The sequence below is a fragment of the Stenotrophomonas sp. SrG genome (assembly GCF_050031795.1).
Taxonomy (GTDB): domain Bacteria; phylum Pseudomonadota; class Gammaproteobacteria; order Xanthomonadales; family Xanthomonadaceae; genus Stenotrophomonas; species Stenotrophomonas rhizophila_A.
Genome location: NZ_JBNBBE010000003.1, coordinates 218,015 through 237,263, shown reverse-complemented (window position 1 = coordinate 237,263; position 19,249 = coordinate 218,015). Strand labels below are relative to the sequence as shown.

Annotated in this window: 19 protein-coding genes; 1 reads left to right on the top strand and 18 read right to left on the bottom strand. The window is 67.5% G+C overall.

Features of this window, described 5'->3' with window-relative positions; translation table 11 throughout:
* Window positions 1-58 precede the first annotated feature (58 nt).
* The 13 genes from ACQG3P_RS04660 to ACQG3P_RS04600 form a co-directional block, all read right to left on the bottom strand.
* Complete coding sequence (locus tag ACQG3P_RS04660) at window positions 59-718, bottom strand: ribonuclease HII (RefSeq protein WP_095363337.1); 660 nt, start codon at window positions 716-718, stop codon at window positions 59-61.
* Window positions 715-1,908, bottom strand: coding sequence for a lipid-A-disaccharide synthase (gene lpxB, locus ACQG3P_RS04655; RefSeq protein WP_426804333.1), 1,194 nt, complete (start codon window positions 1,906-1,908; stop codon window positions 715-717). The genes ACQG3P_RS04660 and lpxB overlap by 4 nt, the downstream gene beginning before the upstream one ends.
* Complete coding sequence (gene lpxA, locus ACQG3P_RS04650) at window positions 1,905-2,690, bottom strand: acyl-ACP--UDP-N-acetylglucosamine O-acyltransferase (protein ID WP_068850457.1); 786 nt, start codon at window positions 2,688-2,690, stop codon at window positions 1,905-1,907. The genes lpxB and lpxA overlap by 4 nt, the downstream gene beginning before the upstream one ends.
* Window positions 2,687-3,142 carry a 3-hydroxyacyl-ACP dehydratase FabZ gene (gene fabZ / locus ACQG3P_RS04645; protein ID WP_093533165.1) on the bottom strand — a complete coding sequence of 152 codons (456 nt, stop codon included), beginning with the start codon at window positions 3,140-3,142 and terminating at the stop codon, window positions 2,687-2,689. Before fabZ ends, lpxA begins: the two co-directional genes overlap by 4 nt.
* On the bottom strand, window positions 3,139-4,161 hold the full coding sequence (gene lpxD, locus ACQG3P_RS04640) for a UDP-3-O-(3-hydroxymyristoyl)glucosamine N-acyltransferase (RefSeq protein WP_068850463.1): 1,023 nt from the start codon (window positions 4,159-4,161) through the stop codon (window positions 3,139-3,141). Before lpxD ends, fabZ begins: the two co-directional genes overlap by 4 nt.
* Before the next feature lie 322 nt (window positions 4,162-4,483).
* Window positions 4,484-6,850, bottom strand: a complete 2,367-nt coding sequence (gene bamA / locus ACQG3P_RS04635) for an outer membrane protein assembly factor BamA (protein WP_068850466.1) — start codon at window positions 6,848-6,850, stop codon at window positions 4,484-4,486.
* Between the two features lie 73 nt (window positions 6,851-6,923).
* Window positions 6,924-8,282 carry an RIP metalloprotease RseP gene (gene rseP / locus ACQG3P_RS04630; RefSeq protein WP_426804332.1) on the bottom strand — a complete coding sequence of 453 codons (1,359 nt, stop codon included), beginning with the start codon at window positions 8,280-8,282 and terminating at the stop codon, window positions 6,924-6,926.
* A gap of 34 nt (window positions 8,283-8,316) precedes the next feature.
* Entirely contained in the window at window positions 8,317-9,507 is a 1,191-nt protein-coding gene (locus ACQG3P_RS04625; RefSeq protein ID WP_210131476.1) for a 1-deoxy-D-xylulose-5-phosphate reductoisomerase, read from the bottom strand.
* Window positions 9,508-9,509: 2 nt separating this feature from the next.
* Complete coding sequence (locus ACQG3P_RS04620; RefSeq protein WP_068850477.1) at window positions 9,510-10,334, bottom strand: phosphatidate cytidylyltransferase; 825 nt, start codon at window positions 10,332-10,334, stop codon at window positions 9,510-9,512.
* Window positions 10,331-11,101 carry a polyprenyl diphosphate synthase gene (uppS, locus tag ACQG3P_RS04615; RefSeq protein WP_068850479.1) on the bottom strand — a complete coding sequence of 257 codons (771 nt, stop codon included), beginning with the start codon at window positions 11,099-11,101 and terminating at the stop codon, window positions 10,331-10,333. Before uppS ends, ACQG3P_RS04620 begins: the two co-directional genes overlap by 4 nt.
* A 2-nt stretch (window positions 11,102-11,103) precedes the next feature.
* Window positions 11,104-11,661: a ribosome recycling factor gene (gene frr, locus ACQG3P_RS04610; protein WP_068850481.1), complete on the bottom strand. Its 558-nt coding sequence runs from the start codon at window positions 11,659-11,661 to the stop codon at window positions 11,104-11,106.
* 105 nt (window positions 11,662-11,766) lie between these two features.
* Window positions 11,767-12,495, bottom strand: coding sequence for a UMP kinase (pyrH, locus tag ACQG3P_RS04605; protein WP_068850483.1), 729 nt, complete (start codon window positions 12,493-12,495; stop codon window positions 11,767-11,769).
* Window positions 12,496-12,619: 124 nt separating this feature from the next.
* On the bottom strand, window positions 12,620-14,119 hold the full coding sequence (locus ACQG3P_RS04600; RefSeq protein ID WP_068850486.1) for a GGDEF domain-containing protein: 1,500 nt from the start codon (window positions 14,117-14,119) through the stop codon (window positions 12,620-12,622).
* 275 nt (window positions 14,120-14,394) lie between these two features.
* Here ACQG3P_RS04600 and ACQG3P_RS04595 point away from each other — a divergent pair, with 275 nt between their 5' ends.
* The gene (locus tag ACQG3P_RS04595; RefSeq protein ID WP_068850489.1) at window positions 14,395-15,090 is read left to right on the top strand and encodes an AIM24 family protein; all 696 of its coding nucleotides are present in this window, start codon (window positions 14,395-14,397) and stop codon (window positions 15,088-15,090) included.
* Window positions 15,091-15,159: 69 nt separating this feature from the next.
* Here ACQG3P_RS04595 and tsf read toward each other — a convergent pair whose 3' ends face one another.
* The 5 genes from tsf to ACQG3P_RS04570 form a co-directional block, all read right to left on the bottom strand.
* The gene (gene tsf / locus ACQG3P_RS04590) at window positions 15,160-16,038 is read right to left on the bottom strand and encodes a translation elongation factor Ts (protein ID WP_068850491.1); all 879 of its coding nucleotides are present in this window, start codon (window positions 16,036-16,038) and stop codon (window positions 15,160-15,162) included.
* Between the two features lie 126 nt (window positions 16,039-16,164).
* On the bottom strand, window positions 16,165-16,971 hold the full coding sequence (gene rpsB / locus ACQG3P_RS04585) for a 30S ribosomal protein S2 (RefSeq protein ID WP_068850494.1): 807 nt from the start codon (window positions 16,969-16,971) through the stop codon (window positions 16,165-16,167).
* Window positions 16,972-17,184: 213 nt separating this feature from the next.
* Window positions 17,185-17,901 (bottom strand): fimbrial biogenesis chaperone, encoded by a 717-nt coding sequence (locus ACQG3P_RS04580; protein WP_184127265.1) that lies wholly within the window; start codon window positions 17,899-17,901, stop codon window positions 17,185-17,187.
* Window positions 17,880-18,149 (bottom strand): hypothetical protein, encoded by a 270-nt coding sequence (locus ACQG3P_RS04575; protein ID WP_068850497.1) that lies wholly within the window; start codon window positions 18,147-18,149, stop codon window positions 17,880-17,882. Before ACQG3P_RS04575 ends, ACQG3P_RS04580 begins: the two co-directional genes overlap by 22 nt.
* A 64-nt stretch (window positions 18,150-18,213) precedes the next feature.
* Complete coding sequence (locus ACQG3P_RS04570) at window positions 18,214-19,248, bottom strand: Csu type fimbrial protein (RefSeq protein WP_083214260.1); 1,035 nt, start codon at window positions 19,246-19,248, stop codon at window positions 18,214-18,216.
* Between the last annotated feature and the right edge of the window lies 1 nt (window position 19,249).

Genomic DNA, 19,249 nt, shown 5'->3' with positions numbered 1-19,249 from the left:
CAAGCCAGCCGAACCCGGAAGTGCCGCTTTGGCTTTGGCTGTTGCGGTTGCTGTTGCGTCAGACAGCAGCAACCAACGCGCTGTCCAGGCAATCACGCACGGGCGCGAAGCTGCGGCGGTGGTGGGGGCAGGGGCCGTGGGTGCGCAGGGCGGCCAGGTGGGCCGGGGTGCCGTAGCCCTTGTGCTGGTCGAAGCCGTATTCGGGGTGCTGCTCGTGCAGCTGGAGCATGTAACGGTCGCGGCTGACCTTGGCCAGGATCGAGGCCGCCATGATCGCGCGGTCGAGCGCGTCGCCACCGACCAGCGCCTGCGCGGGGCAGGGCAGGCCCTTGGGCACCACGTTGCCGTCGATGCGCGCGAACTGCGCCACGTGCGCGACCGCCTCGACCGCCCGGCGCATGCCCAGCATCGTGGCCTGGTAGATGTTCAGCGTGTCGATCTCCGTCACGTCCACCATCACCACGTGGAAGGCCAGCGCACGCTGCTGGATCCTGTCGAACAGCTGGTCGCGGCGGATCGCCGTGAGCTGCTTGGAATCGTCCAGCCCGTTCAGACGTGGGCGGTCCGGGCAGAACACCACCGCCGCTACCGCCACCGGGCCGGCCAGCGGCCCGCGACCGGCTTCGTCCACCCCCGCCACGTAGCGCGGCGCGACCGTCGCCAGCGCCGCCCCATCGAACAGCGCCAGCGAGGCCGCCGCAGCGTGGCGGCGGCTCATGCCGGCGCGTTCCCGCGTGGCTTGCGTGCCAGCAGTTCCGCCACCGCGTCGGCCGCGCGCGCCGACGCGTCCTGGCGCAACTGCAGGTGCAGCTTTTCGTACGTGCCCTGGATCTCGATGGCGCGTTGCGGCTGATCGAACCACTGCATGATCGCCTCGGCCAGCTTGTCCGGCACGCAGTCGTGCTGGATCAGCTCCGGCGCCAGGTCCTTGCCGGCCAGGATGTTCGGCAGCGCGAAGCGGTCCACCTTGATCAGGCCGAGCGCCTTCACGATCCGGTAGGTCAGCTCCGCCACGCGGTAACCCACCACCATTGGCCGCTTCACCAGCATCGTTTCCAGCGTGGCCGTGCCCGAGGCGAGTACCACCACGTCGGCGGCGATCATCGCCGTGCGCGCCTGGCCGTCCAGCAGGTGCGAGTAGGCCACCGGCAGCGCCGAGCGCGACAGCTGTTCCTGGATCAGTGCCCGGCAGGCCGGGTTGGCCGCCGGCACCACCACGTGCAGGCCCGGAATCCGTTCGGACACCTGCCAGGCCGCTTCGAAGAACGCGCCGCCCAGCTTGCTGATCTCGCCCAGCCGGCTGCCCGGCAGCACGGCCAGCACCTTGGCGTTGACCGGCAGGCCCAGGGCCACGCGGGCCGCTTCGCGGTCGCTGTGCAGCGGGATGTCATCGGCCATCGGGTGGCCGACGAAGCGCGCGTCGATGCCATGGCGGGCATAGATGGGCGGTTCCATCGGGAACAGGCACAGCACCAGGTCGGCGCTGGCGCCGATCTTCTCCGCCCGCTTCTCGCGCCACGCCCAGACCGACGGGCTAACGTAGTGCACCGTGGTGATGCCGCGCTCCTTCAGCCAGCGCTCCACGCCCAGGTTGAAGTCCGGGGCGTCGATGCCGATGAACACGTCCGGCTGCCACTCCAGCACCCGCGCACGAAACTCACTGCGCAGCTTCAGCAGGCGCGGCAGGTGGCGCAGGATTTCGGTCAGGCCCATCACCGCCAGCTCGCTGGCATCGAACCAGGTCAGGCAGCCGGCGCTGCGCATCGCATCGCCGCCAATCCCGGCGAACTCGGCGTCCGGGAACCGCTGCTGCAGTTCGCGCACCAGGCCGGCGCCAAGCAGGTCGCCGGAGGCTTCACCGGCAACCAGCGCAATCCGCAGCGGTCGCGAAGAGCCGGGCGCCGTCATCGCAGCAGGGGCCTCTCGGCGTGTTCGATGAAGTCCAGCATGTCCTTGACGTCGGCGCTGTGCGCGGCCTGTTCGGCCAGCTGCACCTTGGCTTCCGCCAGCGGCAGGCCGGCCACGTACAACGTGCGGTAGGCGCGCTTGATGCTGGCGATGCGCTCGGCATCGAAGCCGCGGCGCTTGAGGCCTTCGCTGTTGATGCCGCGCGGGCGGCCCAGCGAATCGCTGCCGACCATGGTGAACGGTGGCACATCGCCATTGGTCAGTGCACCCATGCCCAGGAAGGCGTGCGCACCGATCCGGCAGAACTGGTGGGCCCCAGCGAAACCGCTGATGATCACGTAGTCGCCCACGGTCACGTGGCCGGCCAGGGTGGTGTTGTTGGAGAACACGCACTGGTTGCCGACGTGGCAGTCGTGCGCCACGTGCGTGTAGGCCAGCATCCAGTTGCCGTTGCCGATGGTGGTGACGCCACCGCCGCCGCCGGTACCGCGGTTGAGGGTGACGAACTCGCGGAACACGTTGTCATCGCCGATCACCAGTTCGGTGCGCTCGCCGGCGTACTTCTTGTCCTGCGGTTCGCCGCCCACGGCAACGTGGCCGATGAAACGGTTGTTGCGGCCGATCCGGGTCGGGCCGTGGATCGAGCAGTGCGGGCCGACTTCGGTGCCTTCGCCGATCTCGACATCGGCACCGATCAGGCAGAACGCACCGATACGTACATCCGCCGCCAGTTTCGCCGACGGGTCGATGACCGCGGTGGGGTGGATGAGCGGCCCGTTCATTCGCGGGTGCCGGCGCAGAGTACTTCGGCGCAGGCGACGATCTCGCCGTCGACCTTGGCCACGCAGTCGTACACCGCCATGTTGCGGATCACGCGCTTGATCTCGACATGCATTTCCAGCACGTCGCCGGGCACCACCTGCTTGCTGAAGCGGGCCTTGTCCACCTTGACCATGTAGAAGAGCTTGGACTGCGCATCGCGGCCCAGGGTGAGCTGGGTCAGCACGCCGCCGGCCTGGGCCATGGCTTCGATGATCAGCACGCCGGGCATGATCGGCTGGCTGGGGAAGTGGCCCTGGAAGAACGGTTCGTTGATGCTGACGTTCTTGGTGGCGACGATGGTGCGCTTCTCGTAATCGATCGCGACGACCTTGTCGACCAGCAGGAAGGGATAGCGGTGCGGGATCAACGCCTGGATTTCGGTGATGTCCGGCAGCTTCTGTGGGTGGCTCATTCCTTCTCCTTGCTTACAGACAGGATGCGACGGGCCAGTGCATCGAGCTGCTTGAAGCGCGCGGCGTTCTTGCGCCACGTGCGATTGTCGGTCAACGGGGTCCCGGACGAGTATTCGCCCGGTTCGGTAATGGAGTTGCGCACCACGGACTTGCCGGTGATCACCACCTTGTCGCAGATCTCGAGGTGGCCGACGACGCCGACGGCGCCGCCGAGCAGGCAGTAACGGCCGATCTTGGCGCTGCCGGCAATGCCGGTGCAGCCGGCGATGGCCGAGTGGGCGCCGATCTGGACGTTGTGGGCGATCTGGACGAGGTTGTCCAGGCGCACGTCGTTGTCGAGCACGGTATCTTCGAGGGCGCCGCGGTCGACGCAGGTATTGGCGCCGATCTCGCAGTCATCGCCGATGCGCACGCCACCCAGCTGAGGCACTTTGATCCAGCTGCCGGCGTCCATCGCCAGGCCGAAGCCATCGGCGCCGAGCACGGCGCCGGGATGGATGCGCACGCGTTTGCCGATGCGGACGCGGGTGACCAGGGTGACGCGGGCGATCAGTTCGCAGCCGCTGTCCAGGCTGCAGTCTTCGCCGATGATGCTGCCGGCGCCGATGATGCAGTTCTCGCCGATCACGCTGCGCGCGCCGATGGTGACGAACGGGCCGATGTGGGCGCTGGCGGCGACCTGGGCCTCGGGATCGATGACGGCGCTGGGGTGGATGCCCGGCGGCCGGGTCGGGGCGATGTCGAACAGCGCGCCGATCTTGGCGAAGGTGGTGTAGGGATCCTTGGCGATCAGCGCGGTACCGGGCGCGGCTTCGGCATCGTCGGCGCGCAGCACCACGATCCCGGCCTGGCTGTCGGCCAACTGGGCGCGGTAGCGCGGGTTGGCCAGGAAGGTCAGCTGGCCGGGGCCGGCATGGGCAAGCGTGGCCACGCCACGGATGGCGGTGCTGCCATCACCATGGACCTGCAGGCCAAACTGCTCGGCGAGTTGCTGGGCGGTATAGGTAGGAGTGTTCACGCCGGGAGTTTACCGTGTGGCGTGACTTCGGTCATGTTCGGGGGTGTTCATGGGTCGGCGCCTGATGGCGGTTGGATTCAGGCGAACAGCCTGTGGGCTGCCGGGTTCGCGCGCAGGGCCGGCGGGTGCGGGGGTACGGGGGGCGCCGTGAACCCATCCCTGGGGGCTCTTACCAAACATCCATGTTTGGTAAAGCCCCCGTACCCCCGCACCCGCCGGCCCTCCGACGGTGCGTCGGTGGCCAAGGGTGATCAAGAGCGGCCAAGCCCCACAAACAAAAACGCCGGGCGATGCCCGGCGTTTTCGTGTGCGATCGGTGGTTTTAGAATTGGCCACCGAACGTGAACTGCAGGCGTTCGATTTCGTCGCCGTCTTCCTTCTTGAGCGGGAAGGCGTAGCTGATCGAGATCGGGCCGACCGGGGCGCGCCACAGCAGGGCGACACCGGCCGAGGCACGCAGTTCGTTGGCCTTGAAGTTGTCCACGCCGTTGTACACGTTGCCGACGTCGAAGAACGCCGAGACGCGGGCCGACGGGCTGTCGAACAGGCGCGGGAAGTAGGCTTCGACCGAACCCACGGTTTTCAGCGAACCACCCAGCGGCTGGCCACGGTTGTACGAAGCGGTCGGCTCCGAGCGCGGGCCAAGGGTGTTGTCTTCGAAACCGCGCACCGAGTTGGTACCGCCGGCGTAGAAGTTTTCGAAGAACGGCAGGCCCGAAGCGGTCACGGTGCGGGTGGTGCCATCCGGGTTGGTGATCACGCGGGTGACATCGTTGCCGTAGGAGTCGCCGTAGCCGACCTCGGCGCGGGTATTGATGACCAGCGACGGGATGATCGGCCAGTACTTGGAGACCTGGTAGTTCAGCTTGTAGTACTCGACCGTCGAACCCGGCAGGGTCGTTTCCAGGCCCACGCGCTGGTACATGCCGCGGGTGGGCATGAAGTAATCGTTGCGGGTGTCGCGCGCCCAGCCCAGCTCCGTGCGCCAGGAGTGGAACGTGCGCTGGCCGATGGCATCGATGTAATCGATGATCGCCTGCGGCGTCGCACCCTGGTAGGTGGTGATCTGGTTGCTGTCGATGCCCACCATCAGCGAGACGGTGTCGTTCTCGGTGATCGGCACGCCGAACACCACCTGCGCCGCACCGTTGGTGCTGTTGTACTGCGCGGTGTTGAAGTCGGAGTAATCCAGCTCGCGCCAGGACAGGTTGTAGCCCAGCGACACGCCGTCGTCGGTGAAGTACGGGTTGGTGTAGGAGAAGCCGTAACGCTGCAGGTAGCTGCTGCGCGACGCTTCGACCGACACGCGGTTGCCGCCGCCCAGGAAGTTGTTCTGCGACAGCTGCACCGAGGTGGTCATGCCGTAGGACTGCGAATAGCCCAGGCCGAACACGAAGCTGCCCGAGGTGGTTTCCTTGACGTTGTAGACCACGTCGACCTGGTCGTTGCTGCCGGTGACCGGCGGCGTTTCGACATCCACCGATTCGAAGTAGCCCAGACGCTGCAGGCGGATCTTGGAACGGTCGATCGCGGCCTGCGAGTACCAGCTGTTCTCGAACTGGCGCATTTCACGACGCAGCACTTCATCGGAGGTGCGGGTGTTGCCCTTGAACACGATGCGGCGCACGCCCACGCGGGGGCCCGGCACGACCTGCATGTTGATCGCCACGGTGCGTTCGGCGCGGTTGCTGGTCGGGATCGGGTTCACCTTGGCGAACGCGTAACCGATGTTGGACAGCGAATTGGTGATGGCGTCCGAGCTGAATTCCAGCAGGGCGCGCGAGAACGTATCGCCGGACTTCTGGATCAGCATGCGCTCCACGTCTTCCTGCGGAAGGATGGTGTCGCCGGTGACCTTGATCTCGGAGATCTTGTACTGCTCACCTTCGGTCACGCCGGCGGTGATGAACATGTCGCGCTTGTCGGGGCTGATCGAGACCTGGGTGGAATCGATGCTGAAGTCCACGTAGCCGCGGTCCAGGTACCAGGCATTGAGCTTTTCCAGGTCGCCGGACAGCTTTTCCTTGGAGTACTGGTCGTCGCGGCGGTACCACGACGCCCAGTTGTGCTCCTTGGATTCCCAGGTTTCCAGGATGTCCTTGGACTCGAACTTCTCGGTGCCGACCAGGTTCACGTGCTGGATCTTGGCGGCCTTGCCTTCCTTGATCGCAATGGTGATGTCCACGCGGTTGCGGTCAAGCGGGCTGACGGTCGGGGTGATCTCGACGTTGTATTTGCCACGGTCGTTGTACTGGCGGCGCAGTTCCTGGGTCACCCGGTCCAGACTCAGGCGATCGAACGTGCCGCCTTCGCTCAGGCCGATGTCGCTCAGGCCCTTGAGCAGCTGGTCGCTCTTGATGTCCTTGTTGCCGGTGACGGTCAGCTTGTTGATCGCCGGGCGTTCCTTGACCGTGACCACCAGGATGTCGCCCTGCCGCTCAAGCTGGACGTCCTCGAAGAAGCCGGTCTTGTACAGGGCACGGATCGACTCGCCGACCTTGTTGTCGGTCAGGGTCTCGCCACGTTCCACCGGCAGGTAGGTGAACACGGTACCGGAGGTGATGCGCTGCAGACCATCGACACGGATGTCGCTGACGGTGAAGGGCTCGGCTGCCTGGGCCAGGGCGGGCGCGCCGAAACCGGCGGCGAGTGCGAGGGCAAGCAGGCGGCGATTGGGGAGTCGCGTCATGTCACGTCCGGTTGGAGTCGAATACGATGTTGCGGGATGCCGGCGCATAAGACGACGACAAAAGGGTAAAAGTTCATCGCGGGAACAGACCGAGGATGTCGTTGTAGAACGCCAGTCCCATCAGTCCGGCCAGCATGGCCAGGCCGATGTACTGGCCCGCCGCCATGGCACGCTCGCTGAGCGGGCTGCCCTTGACCAACTCGATAAGGTAATACAGCAGGTGCCCGCCGTCCAAGATGGGGATGGGCAACAGGTTGATGATGCACAGGCTGAGCGAGAGTACGGCCAGGAACCAGAGGAACCAATCAAGGCCGCGCTGGGCGGTCTGGTTGGCTACCCGGGCGATGGTGACCGGGCCGGAAACGTTCTGCAGCGAGGCGTTGCCGGTCACGATGCGGCGCATCATGCCGAGCGAATCGCCCGCCGCGCGCGCGGTTTCGCGCAGCGCCGCGGGGATGGCCGCCAGCGGGCCGTACTGCAGGGTGGTGTCATAGGCCGGTGCGCTGGCCTGCGGGAAGCCGATGCCGATCTGCCACGTGGGCTGGCCGCGGCCGTCCTTACCCTGGCGCGGGGTGACTTCCAGCGCCAGCCGGTCGCCATTGCGCAGCACCTCGATCATGCCCGGGCCGCCGCGCTTGCCCAGCGCGAGGATGGCCGGGGAGACCTGGTCGGCCGCATCGATGCGCTGGCCATCCACCGCTACCACCAGGTCGCCCGGCAACAGCACGCCCTGGGCGGCGGAATCGGGCAGTACCTGTTCGACCAGTGCCGGCTGCAGGTGGAACTGCCAGGTCAGGCCGGCCAGCGAGGCCACCCAGCGCTCATCGAAGCCGGCCGGCAGCTGCGACAGCGGCAGGGTGCGGGTGCGCAGCTGCTCCTGCGCATCGACCACCTCCACCTTCGCATCGTGGCGGTCCATGGCGGCCGTGGTCAGGGCCATGGCGGCCTGGCCCGCGGTGACCACGCTGCGGTCATCCACGCTCAGCACGCGGTCACCGGCCTGCAGCCCGGCCACCTGGGCCATGCCCGTGGTGCGGCCGATGGTGGCCGAATAATCCTGCTTGCCCAGTACGAACATGGCCCACAGCAGGGCCACGCACAGCACCAGGTTGGCGATCGGGCCTGCCGCCACGATCGCGATGCGCTGCCAGACGCTCTTGTGGTTGAAGGCCAGGCCGCGTTCGGCCGGGTGTACCTCGACCTCGCGCTCGTCGAGCATCTTCACATAGCCGCCCAGTGGAATGGCGGCGATGGCGAATTCGGTGCCGTTGCGGTTGCGGCGCATCCACAGCGGTTTGCCGAAGCCGACCGAGAAGCGCAGCACCTTCACGCCACAGCGCCGCGCGACCCAGTAGTGACCGAACTCATGGAACGTCACCAGCAGGCCAAGGCTGACGATCATCCACCAGACGGAGCCGATGAATTCACCCATGGTGGACGTCGCGGGAAAGGAGCAGGAAGGGCATTCAGGCGTGGTCGATGGCGGCTTGGGTGATCTGGCGGGCGTGCTGGTCGGCGGCCAGCAGGCCCTCCAGTGTATCGGCGGACGCGGAAGGCAGTGTTGAAAGAGCGTTAGCCACCAGCCCTGGAATGGCTAGGAAAGCGATCCGCCCCTGAAGAAACGCTGAAACAGCTACTTCATTGGCCGCATTGAGTACCGCCGGGGCAGTGCCGCCGGCGGCCATCGCCTGCCAGGCCAGGCCCAGGCAGGGGAAGGCGTCGGTGTCGGGGGCCTCGAAATCCAGCCGGCCCTGGCTCAGCAGGTCCAGCCCGCCCACCCCGGATTCGATGCGGTGCGGCCAGCCCAGGCCCACCGCCAGGGTGGTGCGCATGTCCGGCAGGCCCATCTGGGCCAGGGTGGAGCCGTCGACGAATTCGACCAGCGAATGCACCAGGCTCTGCGGGTGCACCAGCACTTCGATGCGCTCGCCGGGGATGTTGAACAGATGGTGGGCCTCGATGACCTCCAGCCCCTTGTTCATCAACGTCGCCGAATCCACCGAGATCTTCGGGCCCATCGACCACTTCGGGTGGGCAACTGCCTGGGCCGGGGTGACTTCGGCCAGCTCGGCCCGGCTGCGCCCGCGGAAGGGGCCGCCGGAGGCGGTGAGCAGGATCCTGCGCACGCCGGCCTGGTCCAGGCTGGCGTCGCGCGAACGCAGGCACTGGAAGATGGCGCTGTGTTCGCTGTCGATCGGGATGATCTCGGCCCCGGCGGCGGTGGCGCGCTGCATCAGCAGCTCGCCGGCCAGGACCAGCGATTCCTTGTTGGCCAGCAGGATCCGCTTGCCAGCGCCGGCGGCGGCCAAGGTCGAGGACAGCCCGGCCGCGCCGACGATGGCGGCGACCAGGGTGTCGCATGCGTCGCTGGCGGCCAGCTGGTCCAGCGCGGCGGCGCCGGCATGCGCCTGGGTGTCCAGGCCGGCGGCGCGCAGGCCATCGCGCAGTTCCGCATACAGCGCTTCGCTGGCGATCACCGCATGCGCGGGCCGGTGGAGCGCGCACAGCGCGACCAGCGCCTGCACCTGGGTGCCGGCGGCCAGCACGGTGGCGCGGTAACGGTCCGGGTGGCGCGCGATCACGTCCAGCGCGGATGCGCCGATCGAGCCGGTGGCACCGAACACGGCGACCCGGCGGGGGGCGGTAGTGCTCTGCATGCTCAGAATCCGAAGATTTCCTTGCCCAGCGCGAACACCGGCAGCGCGGCCAGCACGCCGTCGATGCGGTCCAGCACGCCGCCGTGGCCCGGAATGATGTGGCCCGAGTCCTTGGCGCCGGCATGGCGCTTGAGCAGGCTTTCGTACAGGTCGCCGAGTACCGAGGCGAACACGGCGACCACCGTGGTGATGACCAGGCCGACCACGTGGCCAGGCGCGACCCCGGCGATCCAGCCGAACACCAGGGCCACCAGCAGGCCGGCCAGCATGCCGCCGCCCAGCCCTTCCCAGGTCTTGTTGGGGCTGATGCGCGGGGCCAGCTTGGTGCGGCCCAGGGTACGGCCGGCGAAGTAGGCGCCCGAGTCGGCAGCCCAGACCACGGCCAGCGCGGTCAGCAGCCACAGGTGGCCCTTGTCGCCGCTGGCGTGGATAAGCACCAGCGAGGCCCAGGCGGGCACGATGGCCAGGGTGCCGGCCAGCAGTTTGAGCGACCGCGCCGGGCTGCCGGGTTCAGCGCCGAAGGTGAAGAAGCGCAGCCACAACAGGGCCAGCAGCCACCAGCCGATGCCCACCAGTGCGGCGATCTGGTACAGCACCAGCGTGCCGGCGTCGGCCCACACGATCAGCACCATCAGCACCAGGTTCAGCACCAGCAGCACGGTGCGGGCCAGCGTGTCGTCCACGTCGGCCAGCTTCAGCCATTCCCACAGGCCGATCAGGAACACGGCGGCGGCGGCGGCGGCCAGCCACTGGGTGGGCAGCAGCAGGATCGCGGCGATGGCGACCGGCGCCATGATCAGCGCGGCGATGACTCGGGTTTTGGTCATGGGGTGGACGTCTCGGTGGCCAGGGCGGCGATCTGGGCGCTGGTCAGGCCGAAGCGGCGTTCACGTGCAGCGTAGGCGTCGAGCGCCTGCTGCAGGATGGCGGCGTCGAACTCGGGCCACAGCACCTCGGTGAACCACAGTTCGGTATAGGCCAGCTGCCACAGCAGGAAGTTGCTGACGCGGGTGTCGCCACCGGTGCGGATGAACAGATCCGGCGGCGGCAGGTCGGCCAGGGCGACGCGGCTGCCCAGCAGCGCTTCGTCGATCTGTTCGGGCAGCAGGCGCCCGGCCGCGACCTCGGCGGCCAGTTCGCGTGCGGCCCTGGCGATGTCCTGGCGGCCACCGTAGCTGGCGGCGATGCTCAGGGTCATGGCGGTATTGCCGGCGGTACGTTGCTCGGCCAGCTGCATGCGGCTGACCAGCCCGGCACCGAAGCGTTCACGCTCGCCGATGAAGCGCACGCGCACGCCGCGGCGGTGGAGTTCATCCACCTCGCGGTCCAGTGCATTGAGGAACAGCTTCATCAGTGCGTCGACTTCGTCGCTCGGCCGGCCCCAGTTTTCGCTGGAGAAGGCGAACAGCGTGAGCGCGGCGATGCCACGCTCCAGGCAGAAATCGATGGTGCGGTTGACCGCGCGCGCGCCGGCCCGGTGGCCGATCACGCGCGGACGACGGCGCTTCTGCGCCCAGCGTCCGTTGCCATCCATGATGATGGCAACGTGGCGGGGCACGGCGGCGGTGGAGCTGCTGGTCGGGGCCTGGGTCATGCTCAGACCGCCATCAGTTCCTTTTCCTTTTCGGCAACCACACTGTCTACGTCCTTGATGGACTTGTCGGTCAGCTTCTGGATGTCGTCTTCGCCGCGCTTCTTGTCGTCTTCGCTGATCGACTTGTCCTTCAGCAGGGCGGCGATGGCCTTGTTCGCATCCTGGCGGATGTTGCGGATGGCGATCTTGGCGCCTTCGCCTTCCTTCTGCACCTGCTTGCCAAGCTCGCGGCGACGCTCTTCGGTCGGCGGCGGCAGGTTCAGGCGGATGACGGTGCCGGCCACGTTGGGGGTCAGGCCGAGGTCGGAGGCGTAGATCGCCTTCTCCACGTCCTTGATCATGCCCTTGTCGAACAGGGTGATGACCAGCGAGTGGCCTTCGGAGACGCTGATCGAGGCGACCTGGTTGAGCGGCGTGTCGGTGCCGTAGGCCTTGACCGTGATCCGGTCCAACAGGGCCGGCGAAGCACGGCCGGTGCGGATGGAGGTCAGGGTTTGCTTCAGAGCATCGATGCTCTTTGCCATGCGCGTCTGCGCGTCCTGCTTGATTTCGTTGAGCATCGCCCGAATCCTGGGTGTCACTGGGAATCGGGCGATTATAGGCGAAATGGGGTGAACCAAGGTCCGCGCTGAACGGGCGGGTGCCGGCCGTGGCCGGCGCGCCGGTCAGGTGGCGTCGCGGCCGCGCACCAGGGTGCCGATGTTCTCGCCGTGCAGGATCTTCAGCAGTTCGCCCGGCTGGCCCATGTCGAACACGCGCAGCGGCAGGTCGCTGTCGCGGGCGAGGGCGAAGGCGGCGGTGTCCATCACTTCCAGACCACGGCGGATCACTTCGTCGTAGGTCAGGCTGTCGAAGCGGACCGCATCGCTGTGCTTGTTGGGGTCCTTGTCGTACACGCCGTCGACCTTGGTGGCCTTGAGCAGCAGGTCCGCGCCGATCTCGATGGCGCGCAGCGCGGCACCGGAATCGGTGGTGAAGAACGGGCTGCCGACGCCGGCGGCGAAGATCACCAGGCGGCCCTTTTCCAGGTGGCGGATGGCGCGGCGGCGGATGTAGTCCTCGCACACGTCGTTGATCTTGATGGCGCTCATCACCCGGGCCTTGGCGCCCAGCTTCTCCAGCGCGTCCTGCATGGCCAGCGCGTTGATCACGGTGGCCAGCATGCCCATCTGGTCGCCGGTGACGCGGTCCATGCCGCCGGCGGCCAGGCCGGCGCCGCGGAAGATGTTGCCGCCGCCGATGACCAGCGCCACTTCGGCTCCGGCCTGCTGCGCTTCGATCACTTCGCGCGCCAGGCGGTTGATGACCTTGGGGTCGATGCCGTAGTCCTCATCCCCCATCAGTGCCTCCCCGGAAACTTTCAGCAGGATGCGGCGATAGGAAAGATTGGACATGGTGGCCTCTGGATGCGTGGAAAACGCGGGAATTCTACTGGATGCGGCGGCACTCGGCGTGGAAAATCTGCTGCACTGCGGCGCAGCCCTGCCACAGCGGTGGATCGCCGCTTCCTGACTCCATTCAGGCCGTGGCGGTTCCCGGTGAACGCGCAATCACGCGGTTGCGCCCCAGGTTCTTGGAACGGTACAGCACGTCGTCGGCGGCCTTCAGCAGGTCCTGAACATCGGCGAAACGCTCATAGCCGCCCTGGGTGGCCACGCCGGCGGAGAAGGTGACGAACAGCGGGCCGTCGGCCACCTCGGCCATGGGGGTGTTGACGATGCTGGCCAGCACCCGGCGCACCACGTCCAGCGCCACCAGCTCGGTGGTGTTGGGCAGCAGGGCGATGAATTCCTCGCCGCCGAAGCGGGCCACGGTATCGCTGTTGCGCAGGTGTTCCTGCAGCTGGGTGGCGAACTCGCGCAGCACCTGGTCACCGAGCAGGTGGCCGTGGGCGTCGTTGATCTTCTTGAAATCGTCCAGGTCGATGAAGGCCACCGACAGCGGCCAGCCGTGCCGGGTGGCGCGCAGGAACTCCTGTTCCAGCACGGCCTCGAGCTGGCGGCGGTTGAGCACGCCGGTCAGGGCGTCGCGGTGGGCCTGTTCGGCCAGCCGGTTGGCGCGTGCCTCGAATTCGTCGGCGCGCTGGCGGGCCAGGGCGGCATCCTGCATTTCGCGCAGGTTGCGCAGCGTCGCCAGCTCCTGGGCATGGTCGATCAGCTGCTGCACGCGCGCAGGCGAAATCAGCGTGGTCTCGAACAGGGCGCTGATCTCGGGCAGGGCTTCGCCGATCCGGGCCAGCACCTGGTCGAACTGCGCGCTGTCCAGCTTGAGGGTCTCGTTGACCTGCTGCAGGGCATGTTCGCGGGCAGCATCGGCGTCGGCGCTGAGCCAGATGTCGGCGACCGCGCCGGACAGGGCCACGCAGGCCTGGAAGTTGTCCTCGGCCGCGGCCGGCGATTCGCTGCGGGCGATGGCGTCCACCAGGTAGCGCGGCAGATCCCACTGTTCGGCCATCCACGCGCCCACCTCGGCATGGGTGCAGTCCAGGTGCTCACGTTCGAGGGCGATCAGGGCCTCGTTGTCGCGGGCCTGGCGCAGCAGCGGCAGGTAGCGCTCGGGCTCGCTCTGGGCCAGCACGAGCACGCCGATGTCCTGCAGCAGGCCGGCCAGCATCAGCTCTTCGGCCTTGCGCAGGCCGCGGGCCTGGCCGAGCAGGCTGGCCGCCAGCGCGCTGAGGATGCTGCGCCGCCAGGCGCGCTCGCGCACGTCCTGGCCCTGGCCGGGGGCGGTCAGGTCCTGGGTGACGGTGAAGCCCAGGGCGAGGCTGACGGTGGCGTTGAGCCCCAGCATGGTCAGTGCCTGGCCGAGGTTCTCGATCCGGCGGCGGCTGGCATACAGCGGCGAATTGGCAATGCGCAGCATGCGCGCGCTCAGCGCCATGTCGATGGCGATGACGTCGGCGGCCGTGGTGATGTCGGTTTCCGGATCCTGCGCCAGTTCGATGATGCGCAGGGCAATACCGGGCGGCGAGGGCAGGTTGCGGCAGAGCGCCAGGGCGGCTGTCAGCTCGGGAGGCATGGCGGGAATACTGAGGTGATGTGGCAAGAATACATGGTGTGCGTCACAGATTTGAGTGTTGGTGCTTGCGTTGTGGGAAATGTTGCCTGCGACAGGTGGGGGTCGAGGTGCCTTTCGATGCAAAACCAACGGGCAGATCGTGCGGCGGTGGGGCAATGAGCTCTTTGGTACCACATCCGCTGGCGGATGGGGGAGTGGCACTGGTGGCGTCAGCTGCTGCAATGCGGTGGGCGGCGCGGGTACCATGCGGCCTCCAATAAAAAAGGATGGACCCCATGGCCGTAAAGTCGCTTCAGGAATTCCTCGCCAGCACGCACGAAAAAGATGTCAGTGCGGACGCCTTCGAGCTTGAGAGCCCGCACATGCTGGAGATACGGGTGAACGGCATGGTCTGGGCCAAGGCCGGTTCGATGGTGGCGCGCAAGGGGGCGGTGAAGTTCACCCGCCAGGGGCTGCTGGAGCAGGGGCTGGGCACGCTGCTGAAGAAAATGGTGAGCGGTGAGGGGCTGCAGCTGATGAAGATCGAGGGGCAGGGGCGGGCCTATCTGGCCGATGCAGGCAAGCAGGTGACGCTGCTGCGGCTGGCGGGCGAGTCGATTTTCGTCAACGGCAACGATGTGCTGGCCTTTGAGACGGGCATCGAGTCCAAGATCACCATGATGCGCAAGGTGGCAGGCATGCTCTCGGGCGGGCTGTTCAACATGCGCCTGAGCGGGCACGGGATCGTGGCGATCACCTCGCATTACGAGCCGCTGACGCTGCCGGTGACGGCGCAGGGCGGCCCGGTGTTCACCGACCCGAACGCAACGGTGGCCTGGTCGGGCTCGTTGACGCCCGAGATCGTCACCGATATTTCGCTGGGTACGCTGGTCGGGCGCGGTTCGGGCGAAACCCTGCAGCTGCGCTTCGCCGGCGAAGGCTGGGTGGTGGTGCAGCCGTATGAGGAAGTTTCGTTCCAGGCGAAGGGCTGAGGGTCGCCGGCCACAAAAAAAAGCCCGGCTTGCGCCGGGCTTTTTCGTGTCATCGCTTGAGGCGATGGATCAGGCCAGGCCGGCCTGCTTCATCACTTCGGCGGCGTAGTCTTCCACCACCTTCTCGATGCCTTCGCCAACAGCCAGGCGCTTGAAGCCGATCACGTCGGCGCCGGCGGCCTTGACCACCTGCTCGACGGACTGGTCGGTGTTCAGCACGTACGGCTGGCCGTACAGGGTGACTTCGTTGACGATCTTGGCGATCTTGCCGCTGATGATCTTCTCGAGGATGTCGGCCGGCTTGGACTTGTCCTTGTCGGACATCTTGGCCAGTTCGATTTCCTTTTCCTTGGCAACGAACTCGGCCGGCACGTCGGCAGCCTTGTTGTGCGGCGGGTTCATGGCAGCCACATGCATGGCCAGGCCACGCGCCAGCTCGGCGTCGCCGCCGGCCAGTTCAACCAGCACGCCGATGCGGCCGCCGTGCACGTAGGCCGCGACGTTGTTCGACGATTCCAGGCGGACGATGCGACGCACGTCGACCTTTTCGCCGACCTTGGCAATGACCGCAGCGCGGGATTCTTCGACGGTTTCGCCCGACGGCAGCTTGGCGGCCTTCAGCGCATCGATGTCGGCAGCGCCCGAGCTCAGCGCGACCGAGGCAACGGCCTTGGCGAAGTCCAGGAAGTTGCTGTCCTTGGCGACGAAGTCGGTTTCGGAGTTGATTTCGACCAGCACGGCCTTGTTGCCGTCCTGTGCCGACACGATGATGCCTTCGGCAGCAACGCGGTCAGCCTTCTTGTCGGCCTTGGCCAGGCCCGACTTGCGCAGCCACTCCGCCGAAGCGTCGATGTCGCCGCCGTTTTCGGTAAGTGCCTTCTTGCACTCCATCATGCCGGCGCCAGTGCGCTCGCGCAGTTCCTTGACCAGGGAAGCAGTGATTTCCACGGGAATTCCTCACGAAAGAAAGGGGTTGGGCCGGCATCGTGGCCGGCCCATGTGACAGCATCCTGTCATCGCGCCAGTGGCAGCGGACAGGAGCGGTGGACGCCAGGCGCCCACCGCGGGCCTGGATCAGGCCTGGGCTTCGCCCTTGTCGGCAGCAGCCTTCTTGGCCGGAGCGCGGCGGGCCGGCTTGGCTTCTTCGGCAGCCGGGGCGTCGGCGAACTCTTCTTCACGGACGGTGGCAGCGTGCGGAGCAGCAGCCTTGCCTTCCAGCACGGCGTCGGCAGCGGCGCGGGCGTACAGCTGCACGGCACGGATGGCGTCGTCGTTGCCCGGGATCGCGTAATCGACCAGTTCCGGGTTGTAGTTGGTATCGACGACAGCGATCACCGGGATGCCGAGCTTCTTGGCTTCCTTGATGGCGATGTCTTCGTGGCCGATGTCGATGACGAAGATCGCGTCCGGCAGGCGGTTCATTTCCTTGATGCCGCCCAGCGAGGCTTCCAGCTTGTCACGCTCGCGACGCAGGCCCAGCACTTCGTGCTTGACCAGCTTGTCGAAGGTGCCGTCGGTTTCGCCGGCTTCCAGTTCCTTCAGGCGGGCAACCGACTGCTTCACGGTACGGAAGTTGGTCAGGGTGCCGCCCAGCCAGCGCTGGTTCATGAACGGCATGCCGCAACGCTCGGCTTCTTCGCGGATCGACTCGCGGGCGCTGCGCTTGGTGCCCAGGAACAGGATGGTGCCGCGCTTCTGCGCGACGCTGGAAATGAAGTTCATCGCGTCATTGAAGAGCGGAACGGTCTTTTCCAGGTTGATGATGTGGATCTTGCCGCGGGCGCCGAAGATGTACTGGCCCATCTTGGGGTTCCAGTAACGGGTCTGGTGGCCGAAATGGACGCCGGCTTCCAGCATCTGACGCATGGTGACCTGGGGCATTGCAATACTCCTGATAGGGAACCGGCCGCCACGGGTGATAGAGGGCGGTCCGCCGCAAGGCGGGGGGTTCCGGGGTTTGGCTTCCCTGTCGCTTCCGTGTCCGAACTCCTCGCGGAGCACCCCGGCACGGATATGGGCGGCAGGTGTGGATTCACCGGTGACGTCCGGTGTTGACGGGTTTCCTGCGCACAGGGCGCGAAGAAATCCGGTCGATTATAGCCCGGGCCGGCGGTCCGGCGCAATTGGCGGGCTGGCGGCCGGGATGTCGGCTGGTTCCGCGTCGCCGATCCGGGCCCGGAAACGGCCCCCGGCATAGGCTGTGGCGGGGCCGGGCAGGGCCCACAGGCGGGTGCTGCCGGCCAGGACATAGCCGGCCAGCTCGGGAAGCAGCAGCGTGGCGCGTCCGTCGGGGCCAATGAAGGTCAGGTCCGCCAGCCGCGCGTGGCCGGTGCCGCCATTGTAAAGCGCCAGCAGGGCGTGGCCGGCAGCGTCGCGAAGGTCAGCGGACAGGGCGGGCGCCGGGCGCGGCTGCGGCCCGGCCACGAACACCGGCAGCGAGACCTGCAGCGGCGGGCTGGCGGGGCCGGCCCGGAGCACCAGCCGGTAGCCCTGTTCAGCGGTGGGGGCGGCGCCGATCCGGACCACCCGTACCCGCTGCCGGGCGTTTGGTGCCAGCGCCAGCCGGGTCGGGCTCACCACCACGTCCTGCGCCGGGGTCAGGCGTTCGGCGTCGGCGCTCTGTTCCCACCGGTACAACCGCGCCTGGCCCGACCACGGCTGCGCCGTCTCGTTGTGCAGCCACAGTTCGGCGTCCTGCTGGTCCGGGCGCAGCGCAACCCGCAGCGGGGAAATGTCCAGCGCCTGCGCGGCGGCCGGAGCAAGCAGCGCCAGCAGCAGGCAGGCGCGGATCAGAAGGTCAGGGTGAGCCATGGCCGGCGGGCGTCTTCGTCGTCTTCGTCCGCCGGGGTCAGCTGCTGCACCTGGGGCGGGGCCGGGATTTCCTCGTCGCTGCGTCGGTGTGCGCTGCGGCAGCTGGCACGCGCTGCGTCTGCGTCCAGTGCGCACGCCTCCACGATCCGCAGGCGGACCTGCAGCGGCGCATTGGCCGCGTTGGCGGCAGACAGCAGGGTGGTCAGCGCCACGCAGGTGGCCAGGCGGGCGCGGCGGCGTCGGTTCATCCGGATCGGCAGCGGGGGGTCGTTGGGATATCGGCCCGGCGCTGGCGGTCTTGAGGGGTGCGACTCAGTAGGTGATCGTCACCTTGATCTGGTCGCTGTAGCTGCCGGCGGCCACTGCGCCGACCGTGGGCGGTGCACGCCCATATACGGTCAGGGTCTGGGCGCTGCCGGTCCCCGTGCCCGAGACCAGGTCCACGTTGGCGGTGCTGCCCCAGCGCTGGGTGCGGGTGCTTTCGCGGTACAGCGCATAGGGAATGAAAAAGGCCGGGTTGGTGGTGTGCCGCATGCGCCGCACGCTGCCGTTCGCGTACAGGCCGTTGTCCAGCGCGATGGTGTAGGCGGTGCGGTTGAGGCAGGTCAGGCCGATGGTCGACGTGCGGTCGATGTTGGCGGTGATCGTGCCGGCACTGGTGCCGAAGTCCATGTCGGTAGTGACATAGGCACTGCACTGCGGCAGCACGGTGGCGGTGACCGTGAACGGGAAGCCGCCGGTGGCGGTCTTGTGCCCGCTGACGCCGGTGGCCGTGGTGCACGCCGCCGGCGCGGTGGCCGTGCCCAGCAGGACCTCGTTGTAGGCATATTCCAGGCGGACGTCGGCACCGCTGAACGCGGTGCTGTAACTGCCGGCCGCCAGCGTCTGGCTGGCTGGGATGCGACCGTAGATGGTCACGGTGACCGCGCCGCTGCCGCCGGTGAGCAGGGGCACCGAGTAGTTCAGGTCCACCACCTGCGGCCCGGGCGAGGTGCCGGGGGTCAGACCCCATATGGTGCTGTAGGCGGCGCTGGTGAACAGCTGGAAGCTGAGCGGATCCGCGGTGGTGTTGGTCATCCGCCGCAGCGGTGAAATGGCCACGCCGGTGCTGCCCACGCCGATGCCGATGCAGGCGCGTACCGACGCCGTTGCCAGCAGGCTCAGCGCGGCGGTGTTGCAGGTGATGGTGAACGTGGTGGTGGTGAAGCTGGGCGCAGCGGCGGCGTTGCCGACGTTGCCGAAGGCGGCCGTGACCGGGGTGGTGGTGGTGCAGGTGGTGTCGGCGCGGGCCACGCCGGCGCCCACTAGCCCGGCCAGTGCCAGCAACCCCCCCAGCAGCAGGCGCAGG